The 17213-nt window shown below is 69.7% G+C and carries 13 protein-coding genes; 6 read left to right on the forward strand and 7 right to left on the reverse strand.

What is annotated here, in order from left to right; translation table 11 throughout:
• Nucleotides 1–13: 13 nt before the first annotated feature.
• The 3 genes from ACH4RC_RS11730 to ACH4RC_RS11740 form a co-directional block, all read right to left on the reverse strand.
• Complete coding sequence (locus ACH4RC_RS11730; RefSeq protein WP_398198506.1) at nucleotides 14–1894, reverse strand: DNA/RNA helicase domain-containing protein; 1881 nt, start codon at nucleotides 1892–1894, stop codon at nucleotides 14–16.
• A gap of 110 nt (nucleotides 1895–2004) precedes the next feature.
• Nucleotides 2005–4062: a DUF2075 domain-containing protein gene (locus tag ACH4RC_RS11735; RefSeq protein ID WP_398198508.1), complete on the reverse strand. Its 2058-nt coding sequence runs from the start codon at nucleotides 4060–4062 to the stop codon at nucleotides 2005–2007.
• A 161-nt stretch (nucleotides 4063–4223) separates the two neighbouring features.
• The gene (locus tag ACH4RC_RS11740) at nucleotides 4224–4352 is read right to left on the reverse strand and encodes a DUF6408 family protein (protein WP_398198511.1); all 129 of its coding nucleotides are present in this window, start codon (nucleotides 4350–4352) and stop codon (nucleotides 4224–4226) included.
• A 562-nt stretch (nucleotides 4353–4914) separates the two neighbouring features.
• Between ACH4RC_RS11740 and ACH4RC_RS11745 the strand changes: the two genes are divergently transcribed.
• The 6 genes from ACH4RC_RS11745 to ACH4RC_RS11770 all read left to right on the forward strand — a co-directional run bounded on the left by ACH4RC_RS11745 (nucleotide 4915) and on the right by ACH4RC_RS11770 (nucleotide 11474).
• The gene (locus ACH4RC_RS11745; protein WP_398198514.1) at nucleotides 4915–6051 is read left to right on the forward strand and encodes a pyridoxal-phosphate dependent enzyme; all 1137 of its coding nucleotides are present in this window, start codon (nucleotides 4915–4917) and stop codon (nucleotides 6049–6051) included.
• 193 nt (nucleotides 6052–6244) lie between these two features.
• Nucleotides 6245–6997: a GntR family transcriptional regulator gene (locus ACH4RC_RS11750; protein ID WP_398198517.1), complete on the forward strand. Its 753-nt coding sequence runs from the start codon at nucleotides 6245–6247 to the stop codon at nucleotides 6995–6997.
• 398 nt (nucleotides 6998–7395) lie between these two features.
• Nucleotides 7396–7599 carry an SPOR domain-containing protein gene (locus ACH4RC_RS11755; protein WP_398198519.1) on the forward strand — a complete coding sequence of 68 codons (204 nt, stop codon included), beginning with the start codon at nucleotides 7396–7398 and terminating at the stop codon, nucleotides 7597–7599.
• 21 nt (nucleotides 7600–7620) lie between these two features.
• Nucleotides 7621–8031: a (deoxy)nucleoside triphosphate pyrophosphohydrolase gene (locus tag ACH4RC_RS11760; RefSeq protein ID WP_398198521.1), complete on the forward strand. Its 411-nt coding sequence runs from the start codon at nucleotides 7621–7623 to the stop codon at nucleotides 8029–8031.
• Between the two features lie 173 nt (nucleotides 8032–8204).
• The gene (locus tag ACH4RC_RS11765; protein ID WP_398198523.1) at nucleotides 8205–8612 is read left to right on the forward strand and encodes an ATP-binding protein; all 408 of its coding nucleotides are present in this window, start codon (nucleotides 8205–8207) and stop codon (nucleotides 8610–8612) included.
• Between the two features lie 243 nt (nucleotides 8613–8855).
• Complete coding sequence (locus tag ACH4RC_RS11770; RefSeq protein ID WP_398198525.1) at nucleotides 8856–11474, forward strand: SpoIIE family protein phosphatase; 2619 nt, start codon at nucleotides 8856–8858, stop codon at nucleotides 11472–11474.
• Nucleotides 11475–11481: 7 nt separating this feature from the next.
• Here ACH4RC_RS11770 and ACH4RC_RS11775 read toward each other — a convergent pair whose 3' ends face one another.
• The 4 genes from ACH4RC_RS11775 to ACH4RC_RS11790 all read right to left on the reverse strand — a co-directional run bounded on the left by ACH4RC_RS11775 (nucleotide 11482) and on the right by ACH4RC_RS11790 (nucleotide 17189).
• The gene (locus tag ACH4RC_RS11775; protein WP_398198528.1) at nucleotides 11482–12195 is read right to left on the reverse strand and encodes a PspA/IM30 family protein; all 714 of its coding nucleotides are present in this window, start codon (nucleotides 12193–12195) and stop codon (nucleotides 11482–11484) included.
• A 59-nt stretch (nucleotides 12196–12254) separates the two neighbouring features.
• On the reverse strand, nucleotides 12255–14276 hold the full coding sequence (locus tag ACH4RC_RS11780) for a TPM domain-containing protein (protein WP_398199178.1): 2022 nt from the start codon (nucleotides 14274–14276) through the stop codon (nucleotides 12255–12257).
• Nucleotides 14277–14487: 211 nt separating this feature from the next.
• The gene (locus ACH4RC_RS11785) at nucleotides 14488–15255 is read right to left on the reverse strand and encodes a succinate dehydrogenase/fumarate reductase iron-sulfur subunit (RefSeq protein ID WP_398198531.1); all 768 of its coding nucleotides are present in this window, start codon (nucleotides 15253–15255) and stop codon (nucleotides 14488–14490) included.
• Nucleotides 15252–17189, reverse strand: coding sequence for a fumarate reductase/succinate dehydrogenase flavoprotein subunit (locus tag ACH4RC_RS11790; RefSeq protein WP_398198534.1), 1938 nt, complete (start codon nucleotides 17187–17189; stop codon nucleotides 15252–15254). The genes ACH4RC_RS11785 and ACH4RC_RS11790 overlap by 4 nt, the downstream gene beginning before the upstream one ends.
• Nucleotides 17190–17213: the final 24 nt, after the last annotated feature.

Genomic DNA, 17213 nt, shown 5'->3' on the forward strand with positions numbered 1-17213 from the left:
GAGGGTCAGCAGATCACACGGTGGCGAAACCAGCGGTCGCGCCGGTCAGCTCACGCAGCTTTTCGCGTGTCTCGGCATCGGTCGAGTACACCACCGTGCCGATCATTCCCCGCGTCAGCAGCACCTTGTACGTGTTGCGGATCAGCCGGTCCACATCGGCGTCCAGGGCGGACTTCTTGAAGACCGGATCCTTGGACGCTGAACGATCGGTGACCCAGCGGTCGCCGCGCCACACCAGATCGGGACCTATGATGACGCCGCTCCAGTCGTACTCGAAGCCCTGCGCGGTATAAACGCAGCCCACTTGCCCGAAACCGGCCGGATCGGTTGCCCACAGCGCGGCCGGAGGCGCGCCCCCGACGGACCGATCACCGAAGACGTTCCAGGGCCGTTCCCACTCCCCGATGACGACGTCCGCAGGCAACGCCTGCCCGGGTGGCACCTTCTTCGTCCACTTCCAGCAGTAGCCTGCGGACATGCGCGCGCTGTACCCCTGCGAGCGGCGGTTATCAAGGAACGCCTCCAGCTCCTGAGGGCTGCCTGCGACCGTGAGGTGCATCTTGTCGTCGGGCTCCCATTCCACCGGGCCGCCTGGCTCAAGGCCCAATAGCCTCACCACCCAGCGCAGATATGCGTCGCTGCCACCGCACCGGAACTGGCTGTCCAGCGGCACCACCCGACATTGAAGCCCCTTCTTCGCGGCGGCCGCCTTGATCTCCGCGACCGTGCCCATTTCGCCGGGCCGAACGACCTGATGCTCGTCGAGCAGGAAGACCGGGACGCGTGCCGCGTCGATAAGTTCCTCGATCTGGGTTTTGCCGGTTCGGTTCGACGCCGGTGTGTAGCGGTTGGCCGATGTCGCCCGGATGCGATGGGCCTCGTCACAGATCAGGACGTCGAGGCTGTTGCGCTCGGCGGTCATGAAGCTGTTGAAGTATTTGAAGAGGTCCTGCACCTCACGCTTCCGGGCCCCGGCAACCTTCCTCATGGTCGTCGTGAACGAGTTGGAGCCCGTCGCGTGCAGCGCGGTGGTGCCCTGCCGGTACAGCTCACCGAGGAGCGACAGGGCGATGACGCTCTTGCCAGTGCCGGGCCCACCGGTGACGATCACGACCTCTTTGTGGTCGGAATGCTTGGCGCGGCGGACGGCCTTCAGGACAGTGCGGTACGCGATCTGCTGTTCGTCCAGCAGGACGAACTGCTCGCGTGCACGGACCTCTTGGGCAGCCACCGCCATGAGTTGCTTGGATGGCCCGATCTTCCCGTTGACGAGCTCGTCCGCAGCCGAAGCACCTGACTCCGGCGTCAGCTTCGCACGCAGATAGGCGATGAACTCGCTGCGTCGCGCACCGATGAAGAGCTGGCCGTATTGGTCTTGCTCCGCCTCGAAAAGCCCGCCGACGCCAAACTCGGTGGCGTTGTGCAGGTATGCGGCACCATTGACGCGTTCCGGGTGCTTAGCCAGGGCTCCGTTGAAGGAGACGAGGTACTCGCAGTAGCCGCGTACCTGGTCGACTGGATTCAGTACCGCCCGAGCGTATGAGTCGATGCGGCACAGCGACGGATCGTCGTCGTCCGGCTCCGCGCTGCTCCACTGCTTCAGCTCCACGATGACGTAAGACGGCAGCCCGGTCTTGGGGTGCACACCGGCCAGTACGGCATCGGCCCGCTTGCTGCTCAGCGGCAGTCCGTACTCTAGGAGCACCTCCACCTGCTCGAGACCGGCATCGTTGAGTGCGCTCGCGAGCACAGGGATGCTCCGCTCCCACGAGCGGACTTCGGATGGACCGGGCTTGTGGCCGTGCACATGCACGAACTGCTCCGTCAAGCGGAAGAACAGGGCGCCGGAGTGGCACTCGGCGGCGACCGCTGCGGCAGAGTCGCGGAACAGCAAGACATGCCCCCAGGCAGCACGAAGAATCTCGTGCGGGTGGGGGCATGTCCTTCGTGACTCCGCCAGGCGGAGCGGAAGCCCGGCGGGCCGCAGCTACGTCGGGATCAAGGTTACCTGTGCCGTCTGCGGTAGGCAGGTGGCAGCTGTGATCCTTCAGCGGTGAGCTTCGGCTGGGCGCCATCGTAGTGCTGCATGCCGATGGCGCCGGTGATGAGCCGGCGCAACTCGTTGTGGGTCGCCGGGTCGACCGCGTAGACCACGGTGCCGACCACGCCGCGGGTGAGAAGCACGTGGTAGGCGTTGAGGACGCACCGGGTGACTATCGCGTCGTCGATTGGACTCCGGAAGGCGGGATCGCAGGAAGCACTACGGGCCACCTTAAACTTGCCCCTACGAAAGAGTAGATCGGGACCGATAATGACGCCGTTCCAGTCGTATTCGAAGGTCTGTGCTGTATAGACGCAGCCGATCTGGTCCACACCACGGCGATCGGTCGACCACAGGTCCGACCGTGGTGCGTTCGGGACGCTGTGCTCCGGCTTCACGTTCCAAGGCTGACGCCAGTCCCCGATGTGTACATCGTCGACAAGCTGTTCTCCGTCCGGGTTGCTCCATGGCCAGCAGAAGCCCGCGGTAATACGAGCCGTGGCCCCTTCCATATGGCGCTCCCGGATAAACCGCTCCATCTGCCCGGGGGAGTCGGCGACCGTCAGCGTCATCCTCCCGTCGGGTCTCCAGGCCACCGGATCGGAGGCGTCAAGGCCCAGCAGTTGTTGGACCCAGCGCTGGTACCGCTTGCTGCCGCCTGCTCGGAACGTGCCCTCCAGTTCGGTCACTTCGACGTCGCAGCCCATGTCCTCAGCGAGCTCTTTGAGATACGTCGCAGTGCCCACCTCGTCCGGGCGGATCGACTGGTGATCGTCGAGCAGGAAGATCGGCACTTTCGCGGCTCTTATCACCTCGGTTGCCTGCGGCCGGTCGTCGTCTCGCAGATTTTTCGGCATCCAACGGTATGTCGAGCTGCGTCGCATGCGGTGCGCCTCGTCGCAGATGAGGACGTCAATGCTGTCCGGTGGGCTCTCGCTGAAGCTGTTGAAATAGCGGTACAGCCTGTTGGCTGCGCGGCGCTTGTCCGCTGTCTGCCCTCGGCGGGCCGTGCTGAGCATGATCTCGCGCAGAGTCTCCGTGTAGGCGTGAGAGCCGCTGGCCAGCACGGCTTCGCGGCCCTTGAGTCCGAGGGCGCGCTGCAACTCGAGGGCTACTGCGCTCTTACCGCTGCCAGGGCCGCCTCGCAGGATGTAGACACGCTTGACGCCAGGGTCGGGAGCTTGGACGTAGGCGGCTTCGGCGTCGTAGAACAACCCGAAGTCGAAGCCGGTGAAGTGGGAGGTTTTCTCCAGGTGCCGGGTGATCCGGTCGACCGCGACGTACTGCTCGTCGAGGAGCGTCAGACCGCCACCAACGACGGAGCGTTGACGGGCCACATCAGTGACCTTTAACAATGGGTCCTGGCGGGCCTGCTCCAGCGCGGATGCTGCCCGTTTCCCGGATGCGGCCGCGAATCTCGAAGTAAGGACTCGTCGAAAGCGAGCCAGATCATCAAGGGTGTAGAGGAAACCGTGGTCGGTTTCCGGCAGACCGAACAGCGCCTCCACATCGGCGTCACGTGCGTTGTGGAGCAGTGCCACACCCATCAACTGGTTTTCGTTCTCACGAAGATGGGGCAGATAGCGCAGCATGTACTCGCAGTAGCGCTGGACCTGCCGGACCGGATGCAGCTTGTTCTTCCCGTCGCCGAAGCCGAGATCGACGGCGATGGGGCACAGAGGGTCCACAGTGGCGTGTCGTACCTGCTTCAGCTCAACCGCAAGGTACGAATCCATGCCCGTACCGGGATGCCGGCCGCACAGCACCAGGTCGATGGCGGAGTTGGTGTGTGGCAGGTCGACCTCGACCTGTACCTCGACTTCGTCGAGGCCGCAGTCCAGCAGGGCCTTGACCACTACGGGGACGCTGTTGTTCCAGGAAGCGATGTCTCCCTGGCCGGCCGCTCTTTCCTTGCGCCGGGAATGCTCGTGAACCAGGTGCTCGGTGAGCGGAAGGTGCGCAGATCCGGCTCGGGCCACGATGAGTCGGCCGAGTTCGGCTGCGGGCAGTTGCAGGAGCACGAAGGGTCCCCAGGCACGAGTTGACTCGTGCGGGTGGGGGCATGTCCTTCGTGACTTCGCCGAAGCGGAGCGGAAGCCCGTCGGGCCGCAATGACGTTCTGCAGAGTACCCGGCCGCAAATGAAGGTGGGCGAGCCCCCGGAGGCCCGCCCACCGCCCGGCTCAGCCGAGGCGGTGCACCACGACCTGCGCCAGAGCCCACGTCAGGTTCGAGCCGAGGCTCGCCGCGATGCCAACCAGGACATCACGGACCCAGGTGCGGTGCTTGGGCATGTACTCGATGGCAACCACAGGAATGCGTCCCCTTCGCTTTGATCGGTGACGGCGCCGGATGGCTCCCGCCGGGAGCGCACCATGGAGCTGCGTCACCGAACCGAAGGGCATTGCGTACTCCCCTGGTCACGTCGCGTACACCCTCCGGGGAGGGCACGCGGTGCATGGCAAAGGTAGTCCACGACAGGGCAGCGCGGGGAGGAGTTAATACCTAGACACGGACGAGCCAGTGGAGCGAGGGGATGGACGGATTGACGAAGGCTGGTCGACGTCTGAGCCGCCCATGGTGCCGGGATAGAACGCCTGTGCTGGATGGCCGCCGCCAAGCCCGCTTTTCCGCAGGTGGGGGAGCGAGCTCTGCGCTACGGTTTTCGGTTCAACGTCTGAGGGCTGCGCCGAGAATGGAGGGTGGCCGTCTGGGGCTTTCCAGCGGCCATCCGTTCTGTCCGACAGTGCCTGGGTGAGTACGGGGCACGTCCGTGCTCGCCGTCTTGGTGGCGTCGTCGATCTCTTCGGGTGCCCTCACCGCGTGCCGCTGTGCTGCGCGCGGACATACCCAGACCGGCCCTAGGGTGCCCTCATGACCGCCGCCCTTCCTGATTGCTACTGCCCCGTTGACGGGACCCGTGTTTCTGGTGGGTCTCTCGAGTGGTGCTGTCCCTTGTGCCGGGGGCCGCTCGACCTTGACTGGGCGCCTACGCCTGCCTCGATCTCTTCGTTGAGCGGGCGGGTCAACTCCCTGTGGCGGTATGCCGAGTGTCTGCCCTTGGGCGGGCCTCCGGAGTGTTCCCTCGGAGAAGGGCGTACGCCTCTTGTGCCGCTTGTCGGGGACGTCTCCGCCAAGTTGGACTTTCTTATGCCGACCCTGTCCTTCAAGGATCGGGGGGCTGTGATGCTTGCCGCGCTTGCCGGGCGGCTGCGGCCCGAGCGTGTCATCGCCGACAGCAGCGGGAACGCGGGGACCGCCGTGGCCGCCTACTGTGCGCGGGCGCGGCTGGCTTGCACCGTCTACGTGCCTGAGGGGACTTCCGAGAAGAAGACGGAGCAGATTCGGGCGCACGGGGCCCGGGTCGAGGTGGTGGACGGGGGCCGGGAGGCCGCCGCGCGTGCGGCTCGGGTCGCGGCCGGCGAGCCTGGGGTCTTCTACGCCAGCCATGTCTTCAACCCCTATTTCCTCCACGGGACCAAGACGTACGTGCATGAGATCTGGGAGGACCTCGGGGGGCGGCTGCCCGAGGTGCTTGTTCTGCCTGTGGGGAACGGGACTCTGCTGCTCGGGGCCGCGCTCGCTGTCGCCGAACTGCACAGTGCCGGGCTGATCGGCCGGCGGCCCGCCCTGCATGCCGTGCAGGCCGCCGCCGTCGCGCCGTTGGCCGAGGCGTGGAGTGCGGGGGAGGAGGACGTGGCCGAAGCCGCCGCTGCCGTGCCCACCTTCGCCGAGGGGATCGCCATTCCTCTGCCTCCTCGCGCCCGGCAGATCCTGCGGGTCGTCCGGGAGTCGGGCGGGGCTTTCCATACGGTGACGGAAGACCAGATCCGGCATGCTCAGTCGGATCTGGCCTCGCGAGGTCTGTTCGTGGAGTCCACTGGTGCCGCTTGCTGGGCGGCCACCCGGGACGGCGGGTCCGTGGCCTCCGTGCTCAATGGGCGTTCGGCTGTTGTTCCGCTGTGCGGGGCCGGGCTCAAGACGGGCCTGGCCGACAGTCGGATTCGGTGAGCCGGATGTGCTGTCGGGGCGCTGGTCGATGTGTGAATAGTGCACTACCTGGAGAAAGTCGCTGAGTAAAGACCTCCGGCGCTGCATGTCATCACTTCGGGTGATTCCCTGGCCTTTGCTTGCATGGCTCAACCCACGGTTGCCACGCTGTTGCTGTCTGTCAATCTGATGGGGATTCGAGGGGAAACAACCAGTGGCATTCGGTGAGCAGCCGGCGTACCTGCGCGTCGCGGGAGATCTGCGCAGGAAGATCGTCAACGGCTCACTGCCGCCGCTCACCCGGCTTCCCTCTCAGGCGCGGATCCGTGAGGAGTACGGGGTCTCCGACACCGTTGCTCTGGAGGCCCGCAAGGTTCTCATGGCCGAGGGGCTTGTCGAGGGACGCTCCGGGTCCGGTACCTATGTGCGTGAGCGGCCCGTGCCGCGGCGGGTGGCCCGGAGCGGCTATCAGACGGGCGGGGGCTCCACCCCGTTCCGGCAGGAGCAGGCCGATCCGACCGCCAGGGGGTCCTGGGAGTCGCGCAGCGAGCAGATCGAGGCGGACGGGGCCATCGCCGAGCGGCTCGCTGTACGGGTGGGGGACCGCGTCATGTGCACCAAGTACGTGTACCGGGACTCGGGCGAGACCGTCATGCTCGCCACCTCGTGGGAGCCGCTGGCCGTCACCGGGCGCACGCCGGTCATGCTGCCCGAGGAAGGGCCGCTCGGTGGGTGTGGTGTCGTCGAGCGCATGGCGGCCATCGATGTCGTCGTGGACAACATGACGGAGGAGGTCGCCGCCCGTCCGGGGCTCGCCGAGGAGCTGAGCTCTCTGGGGGGCGTGCCGGGGCATGTCGTTCTCGTGATTCACCGGACCTTCTTCGCCTCCGGCAGACCCGTCGAGACCGCCGATGTCGTCGTTCCCGCCGACCGGTATCGCATCGCCTATCACCTGCCGGTGAAGTAAGCGCCCCTCTGGGGCCGCGGGGCTGTGGGTGGGGGGCTGCCCTGAGGGCGCTCCTGCGAATGAATCTGGCCTTTCTTGGGTTGCGCTTTGCCTGCCTTGTTCGCGCTGACGGCATGCCGGGTGGGTGGCTCCATGGGGTCTTCTCCGTGCCGCGCTCCCGTGCGTCTTCCTGACGTGGGGAGCGCGGGGAAATAGGGGCGCGCCTTCGCGGCGCGCCCCCTTTGCCGTCTTCCGGCGTGCGCCGCCGCTCCGTGGCTTGTTGCGTATCTCTTTGTGCCAACTCGTATCCGCTCCGTAAAGGTCAGGCGTAGGCTCGGGCATATGCGGATTGCGGTTTCCTCAGGACGCTTAGGGGGCGGGGCATCATGCGAGCCGGAGTCGGGGAGTGGAGGGGCGCGATGACGGACAACACGACCACACTTCCGTGGCTTGTCATTCGCGAGGACGACAACGGCGACCGCTACCGCGTCGGGAGGTACGCGACCAAGGCCGAGGCCCAGCGCACCGCGGACAGCCTCGACAACCGCGGCAACAAGCAGCTCTACTGGATCGAGCGGCTCACCCCGCACGCGGACCCGGGGCTGAACGGGACGGGGCACTGACGGGGCCGTAGGCTCCGGCACATGCCCACTGCGTTTACTCCGTCCGGACCCGTTGTGGTGGTCGCCGCCGCCCTGTACGACGACGCGGGGCGCCTGCTCGCCGCGCGACGGAGTGCGCCCCCCGAACTCGCGGGGCGCTGGGAACTGCCCGGCGGGAAGGTCGAGCCGGGCGAGAGCCCCGAGCACGCCCTCGTACGGGAGCTCCGGGAAGAACTGGGCGTCGAGGCCCTGCCCGAGGAGCGCGTTCCGGGGGAGTGGGATCTGAAACCGGGCCATGTCCTGCGGGTATGGCGAACGCGGCTCGTCTCCGGGTCGCCTGTCGCGCTGCAGGATCATGATGAACTGCGCTGGCTCGGGCCCGATGAGATCTGGTCCGTCGACTGGCTGGATCAGGACGTGCCCGCCGTCAAGCAGACGGTCGCACTGGGGTGAGCCCGGGGCTTCCGCCGGCCGGTGCGACACCCGCGCGCCTGCGGCGCCACCGCGTACGCCGTCCGTACCACCACGCACCCCCCGACGCGGTAGCACCACGTTCGACCCGGGTATATGGCGATTAACCCTCTGAAACCGGACAGGGCTCATCGCGTTCCAGGGAAGTGATCGGCGTGTTCCACACCGAAGGCGACTGCGCCGAGTGGGCCTTCCCCGCCGACCCCACGGCGGTCCGCAGAGCCCGTGCGGCGGTGCGGACCCAGCTCGCCGACTGGGGGCTCGGTGAGCTCGGTGATGTGACCGCCCTGCTGGTCAGCGAGTTGGTCACCAACTCCATGCGGCACGCCTCCGGGCCGATCGGGGTGCGTCTGTGCCGGCAGCGGGAACCGTACGGCGGGCTGCTCGTGGAGGTCTCCGATCCGATGCCCGATCCGCCTCGTGCCCGTACCGCCGCCCATGACGACGAGGGCGGGCGGGGGCTGCAACTGGTCGCCGGGGCCTCCCGGCGCTGGGGCACCAGACCGGGGGACCCGCGCACGGGTGGCAAAACCGTGTGGTTCGAGCTGGCGCTGCCTGGTTAGACGAGGGAGCAGAAACGGATCGGCAGGACGGGTCGACAAAGTGTTCGGCAGCGGGTGCGGGGCGTCGGGTGTGGGCGCACCTCCACCGTGGGTACGGAAACAATCGGCCCCGACGGGCCAAAAAGCGTCGGGAGCGTGGTGTGATCGTGAACACCGTGTTGCGCGGCCCCGTAGTGCTGGATACTGCGGGCAGCCGCCCCGGTGACCGGTGCCGGGCGTGGTGAGCTGGAGGGGACGGTTCGCGTGAGCGAGATACCAGCGAAGGCCGGGATGTCCGAGGACCGCTCGGGCACGGAGTCTGCGCGGGATGCGGACCGGGGCGCCCAGGCGGGCGCGTCCGACACCTGGCAGTCGAACCCGCCCGGATCGATCTACGACTACATAAAGGTCGCCTCCTTCTCCATCGGGCCCGACGGGCTGATCGACCAGTGGAGCCTGCGCGCCGCGCACCTCTTCGGGGTCGCGGCCGAGGACGCCGTGGGCAAGGACCCGATCGAGGCGTTCGTCCCCGCCGACCTCCGGGAGCGCGGGCACCGCAAGATGGCCGAGATCCTGGACGGGCGCGAGTGGACGGGCAGCGTGCCGTTCCGGACGCCGCCGCGGGAGGGCGCCGAGCCGGGCGCCGACCGGCCCACCGCGCGCGCCGAGGTCTATGTGATGCCGACGACCACCGAGTCCGGCGAACGGGCCGCCGTCTGCATCGTCGTCGACGTACGGACCCTGCGGCGCATCGAGACGGATCTCGCCGCTTCGCAGGCCATTTTCGGACAATCCCCGTTCGGCTTTCTGCTGTTCGACACCGACCTCAAGGTGCGGCGGACCAATCGCACCTTCACCTCGGTCTTCGGCGGCAAGGCCGACGACCACCGGGGACGTACCGTCCACGACTATCTGCCGCGCCACGAGGCCGACCGGGTGCAGGGCGCGCTGCGCCGCGTCCTGGAGACCGGGGACGCCGTCACCGACATGCAGCTCGTCGGGACCGTGCCCGGCTCCTCGGAGCGGCGGCACTGGTCCATCAACCTCTACCGCGTGCACAGCGGTTCCGGGCGGCCCATCGGGATCGCCGGGCTCTCCACCGACGTCACCCGGCGCCACGCCGCCGCCCGTGAGGCCGCGCACGCCCGCCGGAATCTGGCGCTCCTCAACGAGGCCGGCGCCCGTATCGGCAACTCGCTCGATCTCGAGACCACCGCGCGCGAGCTTCTCGACGTCGTCGTGCCCGGGTTCTGTGATCTGGCCTCCGTCGACCTGTACCAAGGGCTGCTGATGGGGGACGAGGCGGCTCTCGGCAGTCACAGCCTCGCCGACGGGAGCGCCGAGCTGCGCCGGGTCGCCGCCGCCAGCGCCGTCGCCGATGTGCCCTTCCTGGACCTGGGCGGGCAGGCGCCGGTCGGTGTGGGCGCCGTGCACCGTTTTCCGTTCAACTCCCCGTGTGCCGACGCGCTGCGCACCGCGCGGCCCCAGTTGCTGCCCGCCAAGCCGGGCGATCTGGTGCAGTCCACGCTCGCGGTGCCGATGGTCGCGCACGACACCGTCGTGGGGCTCGTGCAGTTCTCCCGTACGAAGGGCAGTGAGCCGTTCAACGAGCGGGACCGGGCCCTCGCCGTCGAGCTGGCCGCGCGCGCCGCGGTCTGCATCGACAACGCGCGCCTGTACCGCCGCGAGCACGAGCGAGCCCTGATCCTCCAGCGCTCGCTCCTGCCGCCGGACAACCCCGAGGCGTCGGGGCTCGACATCGCCTGCCGCTACCTGCCCGGCAACGCGGCGACCGAGGTCGGCGGCGACTGGTTCGACGTGATCGAGCTTCCCGGGCATCGCACCGCGCTCGTCATCGGTGACGTCATGGGGCGCGGGCTGCGCGCCGCCGTCGCCATGGGGGAGCTGCGGACCGCGGTGCGGACCTTGGCGCTGCTCGATCTGGAGCCGGCTGAAGTGCTCTCCGCGCTCGACGAGATCGCGCGCGGGCTCGGCACGCCCGGCGGCGTCCAGCAGGCCACCCGCGCCGCCCGCAGCAAGCCGTCCGACGCCGACCTGTCCGAGGTCTACCTCGCCACCTGCGTCTACGCGGTCTACGACGCCGTCACCCGGCGCTGCACCTTCGCCAACGCCGGGCACCTGCCGCCCGTCCTCGTCGCGCCCGGCGACGGCGCCCTCATGCTCGATGTGCCGCCCGGGATGCCGCTCGGCGTGGGCGGTGAACCGTTCGAGGAGGTGGAGGTCGAACTGCCCGAGGGGTCACTGCTCGCCCTCTACACCGACGGGCTGGTCGAGTCCCGCGATCACCCGCTCGACGAGGGGCTCTCGGCTTTCCGAGCGGTCCTGGACGATCCCGCGCCCGCCCTGGAGGACGTCTGCGACCACGTCCTCACCACCCTCGACACGCACCACGGCGAGGACGACATCGCCCTGCTCATGGCCCGGATCGAGGGGCTGCCCAGCGAGAACGTGGGTGACTGGACGCTGCCGCGCGAACCCAAGTCGGTGGGCCTCGCGCGCGAGCTCGCGCGGGAGCAGCTGACCACCTGGGAGCTCGAACCCCTGGTCGACACCACCGAGTTGCTCGTCAGCGAGCTGGTCACCAACGCCCTGCGGTACGGCGAGGGCGACATCAGACTCCGGCTGCTGCTCGACCGCACCCTGGTGTGCGAGGTGTGGGACGCGGGGCTCGTGCAGCCGCGCCGCCGCCGCGCCCGCGACACCGACGAGGGCGGGCGCGGGCTCCAGCTCGTCGGGCTGCTCAGCGCGGCGTGGGGGTCGCGTCGTACGCCGCGCGGCAAGACGGTCTGGTTCGAGATGGCGCTGCCGGACGGCGGGACCGGGCTCGTGGATCCGACGGAGGCGCTGCTCAGCCTGTTCTAGGCAGCCTTCACGCGGCGTTCTTCAGTGCGGCCAGGCGTGCCTCGATCTCCGCGTCGTCGCCGAGCGAGTCCAGCTGTTCGAACTGCGCGTCGAGCGAGGACTCGGCCAGCTCCTGCTTGCCGAGCGCCCTGGCCTCCTCGCGGCGCACCTTCTCCTCGAAACGGTGCAGCTCGCTCGTCGGGTCCAGGACGTCGATGTTCTTGGCCGCGTCCAGCATCTGGTTCTGCGCCTGTGCCGTCTTCGCGCGGGCCACCAGCTGATCGCGCTTCGCCCGCAGCTCCTTCAGCTTTTCCTGCATCTGGGTGAGGCCGGACTTCAGCTTGTCGACGACCTCGGTCTGCGCGGCGATCGTCGGCCCGGCCTCCTTCGCCTCCTTCTCCGCCCGGAGCTGACGGCCGAGCGCGACCTTGGCGAGGTTGTCGAACTTGTCCGCCTCCGCCGTCGTACCGGCGGACCGCAGCTCGTCCGCCTTCTTGCTGGCGGCGAGCGCCTTCGTGCCCCACTCGGCGGCCGCGTCCACGTCCTCCTTGTGGTCCTGCTCCAGCATCCGCAGATTGCCGATGGTCGCCGCCACGGCGTCCTCGGCCTCCCGGATGTTGTTCGTGTAGTCGCGAATGAGCTGGTCGAGCATCTTCTGGGGGTCCTCGGCGCTGTCGAGCAGAGCGTTGATGTTCGCCTTCGCGAGGGTGGCGACCCGGCTGAAAATGGTCTGCTTCGTCATGGGCAGGTCCTCCGTCGGGAGAGTCGGGCCCTCGCCGGTGTCGCGGGGGCATGAGGTGGTCAGAAACGGCCTCCGCCGCCTCTGCGGCCGCGGGTGCCTCCGCCGCCGAAGCTGCCGGGACCGGGGCTCCGGACGCCCCCGCCACCGAACCCGCCGCGACGGCCGCCGCCCATGCCGCCCCTGCCGCGACCGGCGCCGCCGAGGAGCTGGCCGAGGAGGATGCCGCCGAGCATCGCGCCGCCGGAGCCGCCGCCGCGCCCGGCGCCCCCGTACGGACCGCCGTACGCGCGCACGTCCTGTTCGGCGAGCGACCGGGCCTGCCGGGCCAGCGCGTCGGCCTGCTGAGCCTCGGCGAGCGCGCCCGCCGGGTCGGCCCCCTCGGCGTCCTGCGCGTTCACCAGGTGGCGCTGGGCCTCCGCGAGCCGGGTGCGGGCCTCGCTGCCGACCGCGCCGCGGTGCGTCGTGATGAAGTCGGCGGCGGCGCCGGTGCCGCTGCGCGCCGCGAGCAGCGCCTGGCCGAGGAGCGAGCGGGCGCGCGTGGTTCCGGCCTCCCGCTGCCGGGCCGCCGCGAGCGCCTCGTCGAGCGCCGCGTCCGCCTCCTCCACGCGGCGCAGCGCGTCGATCGGGTCGTACGGGCCCGCGGCCGTCTCCGCGCGTACGTCACCGATGACGGACTCGGCGCGGGCGACGCGGCCGCGCAGGTCGGCGGTGGAGACGCCCTGGGCGGTGCCTTCGAGGAGGCCGCGCGCGTCCGCGAGGTCGGCCTCGGACCCGGTCAGCGCGGTGGGCAGCCGCTCCGTCGCCTCGGCGAGTTCACCGGCCAGGCGTTCGACCGCGGTGACGAACGTGCCGGCCTGGTCGACGGCGCCCTCGGCGGCCCGCAGGGAGACGGCGGCCTTGCCGTTGTCGCCCGCGTCCACGAAGCGGCGGGCCTCGTCGAGGTGGGTCGAGGCGAACGCGAGCCGGTCCTCGGCCTGTTCGACATGGCCCGCGACCGAGGTGAGCGCGGACGGTGCGTAGCGCGTGCCGAGCGCGACCAGCGTCTCCCGCGCGTGGCTCGTCCGGGCCGTCAGGCCGCGGTACGCCCGCTCGGCGTGGGCCAGCGCGTCCGGCGCCGCCTGTTCGAGCGAGCGCAGCCGGTCGAAGTCGCCGGACTCCTGGTCCAGGCGGCGGCCCGCCTCCGTGCAGCGGCTGATGATCTCGTCCAGCATGTGCCGCTTCGTCGAATCGTCCTCGGGGAACGCGTCGTCGAGCTGCTGGCGCAGCCTGAACGCCGTCGTCAGCTCCGACTGCGCGTACGCGAGCGCCTCGCTGAACTGTCTGACCGCGTCCTCGCCGAACTGGGCCGTCGCGAAGCCCAGCTCCTCCGTGCTGGTGCGCACCGCGTCGTCGGTCTCCACGAGCAGGTGCCCGGCCTGCCTGTCCAGCTCGGGCAACGGGGTGACGTCCTGCTTTCCCCAGGTCCGCGGCGTGGTCCGCTCACTCATGCGCCGCTTGCGGCGGGTGTAGCTGTACGCGGCCAGGGCGCCGGCCGCGCCGACCGCGATGATCGGCAGTACGAGGTCGCCGCTGCCGCTGAGGCCGCCGTCGTTACCGCTCGAGCCCGGGTCGTCGGCGCCCGGCGTGATCGTCGGCGTGGGCACGGGGCGGCCCGCGGTCACGGCCCCGATCCCGTTCGCGGCACCGATCGCGGCGCCGGGCCAGTCGTTCCGGCGCAGGGCGGGCTCGATGCCGGCCCGCGTGATCTCCTGGATCCGCGCGTCGGTGACCGGGGAGTCCTGGTCGACCGAGAGCGCGTACTGCCGGTCGTGCGTGGCAACGGCCAGCAGGACGTCGTCGAGACCGAGCCCGTTCCGGTCGGCGGTGGCATCGGCCCAGCTCTGCGCGGAACGCCCGGAGAAGTCCCGTACGTAGGCGACGAACAGCTGAACGCCGTGCTGGTCGTCGAGGCCGGCGAGCGCGGTGGCGACGGCGCCCTTCCGGTCCCCGAGCGCGCCCACCTTGTCGGTGATCTGGCCGGTACGGGAGAGGGTGACCGGATCGTCCGCGCGGACGGAGCCGACGGGTGCGAGGAGCCACATCAAGGCGCACAGCGCGGCGACGGCGGCCCGTACGGCGATCACGACCGGGCGGCGGCGCGCCCGCGCGGCTATCGGCACCGGGCGGGGGCGGCTCTCGGGCGGGGGCACATTTCGGAGCGTATGTCTGGATCCACCCCTCCGCGACCGCTGCGCCCCGGTGCGCCCGGCTACGACCCCGGTGCGCCGGGGCTCCGGTCCCGGTACGGGGCGGTCACGACCTGCGGCGGATCTTGTTGCCCAGCCAGACCACCGGGTCGTACTTACGGTCGGCCGCGCGTTCCTTCAGGGGGATCAGGGCGTTGTCCGTGATCTTGATGTGTTCGGGGCAGACCTCCGTGCAGCACTTGGTGATGTTGCAGTAGCCGAGGCCGTGTTCGTCCTGGGCGGTCGCCTTGCGGTCGAGGCCGGTCCCGGCAGCCTCGTCCAGGGGGTGCATGTCGAGTTCGGCGATGCGCATCAGGAAGCGCGGGCCCGCGAACGCCGGTTTGTTCTCCTCGTGGTCGCGCACCACATGGCAGGTGTCCTGGCACAGGAAGCACTCGATGCACTTGCGGAACTCCTGCGGCCGGTCCACGTCCTCCTGCATCATCCGGTACTCGCCGGGGCCGAGCCCGCTCGGCGCCACGAACGCGGGGACCTCGCGCGCCTTCGCGTAGTTGAAGCTGACGTCCGTCACCAGGTCGCGGACGACCGGGAACGCCCGGAGCGGGGTCACCGTGATCACGTCGTCCCGGTCGAAGACCGACATGCGCGTCATGCACAGCAGGCGCGGGCGGCCGTTGATCTCCGCCGAGCACGAGCCGCACTTGCCCGCCTTGCAGTTCCAGCGGACCGCCAGGTCAGGGGCTTGGGTCGCCTGCAGGCGGTGGATGATGTCCAGGACCACCTCGCCCTCGTTGACCTCGACGTCGAAGTCCTCCAGGCCGCCGCCCGCCGTGTCCCCGCGCCACACCTTGAAGCGGGCCTCATACGCGCTCACTCGTACAGCTCCTCTTCGGTCAGGTACTTGACCAGCTCCTCTTTCTCGAAGAGGGCCAGCAGGTCGGGGCGGATCGGTTCGGTGCTCTCGCGTACGAGGTCGATCTGGCCGCGCACCGGGTCCGTGGCCGCCAGGCCCCCGCTCGGGTCGCGGAGACCGCAGAGCAGGTTGGCGCGGCGCCACTCGCGGTCCATGGCCGGGTGGTCCTCACGGGTGTGGCCGCCGCGCGACTCCTGGCGTTCGAGCGCGGCGCGCGCCACGCATTCGCTGACCAGGAGCATGTTGCGCAGGTCGAGGGCGAGGTGCCAGCCCGGGTTGAACTGGCGGTGCCCCTCGACCCCGGCCCGGCGCGCCCGCACCCGCAGCGCGGCCAGCCTGCGCAGCGCCTCCTCCATCTCGCCCTCCCGGCGGATGATGCCGACGAGGTCGTTCATCGTCTGCTGGAGCTCCTGGTGCAGGGTGTACGGGTTCTCGGGGACGGTGCCGTCCTCCTGGCCCTCCGCCGAGAACGGGCGCAGCGCCTCCGCCGCCGCGGTGTCGAGCTGCAGTTCGGGCACGGTCGGACGGTCCTCGGCGAGGCCCTGGGCGTACTGCGCCGCGTGCAGCCCGGCGCGGCGGCCGAAGACCAGCAGGTCGGAGAGGGAGTTGCCGCCGAGCCGGTTCGAGCCGTGCATGCCGCCGGCGACCTCACCGGCCGCGAAGAGCCCCGGCACGCCGCGCGCCGCCGCCGTGTCAGAGTCGACGGCGATGCCGCCCATCACGTAGTGGCAGGTCGGCCCGACCTCCATCGCCTCCGCCGTGATGTCGACGTCCGCCAGCTCCTTGAACTGGTGGTACATGGACGGCAGCCGGCGCCGGATGACCTCGGCCGGCATCCGCGTCGACACGTCGAGGAAGACGCCGCCGTGCGGGGAGCCGCGGCCCGCCTTCACCTCGGCGTTGATGGCGCGGGCCACCTCGTCACGGGGCAGGAGTTCGGGTGGACGCCGGTTGCGGTCGGGGTCCTCGTACCAGCGGTCGCCCTCGGCCTCGGACTCGGCGTACTTCTCCTTGAAGACGTCCGGGATGTAGCCGAACATGAACCGCTCGCCCTCGGAGTTCCTGAGCACCCCGCCGTCGCCGCGGACCGACTCGGTGACGAGGATGCCCTTCACCGACGGCGGCCAGACCATGCCGGTCGGGTGGAACTGCACGAACTCCATGTTCAGCAGGGGCGCGCCCGCGAGCAGCGCGAGGGCGTGGCCGTCGCCCGTGTACTCCCACGAGTTCGACGTCACCTTGAACGACTTGCCGATGCCGCCCGTCGCCAGGACCACGCTCGGCGCTTCGAGGACGAAGAAGCGCCCGCTCTCGCGCTCGTAGCAGAAGGCGCCGGAGACGCGGCCGCCGTCCTCGTCCTTCAGCACGCGCGTGACCGTGCACTCCTGGAAGACCTTGAGCCGCGCCTCGTAGTCGCCGAACTCCGCCTTGTCCTGCTGCTGGAGCTGGACGATCTTCTGCTGGAGGGTGCGGATCAGCTCCAGGCCCGTACGGTCGCCGACGTGGGCGAGGCGCGGGTACTCGTGGCCGCCGAAGTTGCGCTGCGAGATGCGGCCGTCGCCGGTCCGGTCGAACAGGGCGCCCCATGTCTCCAGCTCCCAGACGCGGTCGGGCGCCTCCTGGGCGTGCAGCTCGGCCATCCGCCACTGGTTGAGGAACTTGCCGCCGCGCATCGTGTCGCGGAAGTGCACCTGCCAGTTGTCGCCGGAGTTCACATTGCCCATGGCGGCGGCGATGCCGCCCTCCGCCATCACCGTATGGGCCTTGCCGAACAGGGACTTGCAGATCACCGCCGTACGGGCGCCTCGCTCGCGGGCCTCGATCGCGGCCCGGAGCCCCGCGCCCCCCGCGCCCACCACGACAACATCCCAATGCTGTCGCTCCACCACACTCATCGTCGAGCTCCCACCGTCGAAGGC

This window comes from Streptomyces sp. NPDC016845, assembly GCF_044332585.1.
GTDB lineage: Bacteria > Actinomycetota > Actinomycetes > Streptomycetales > Streptomycetaceae > Streptomyces.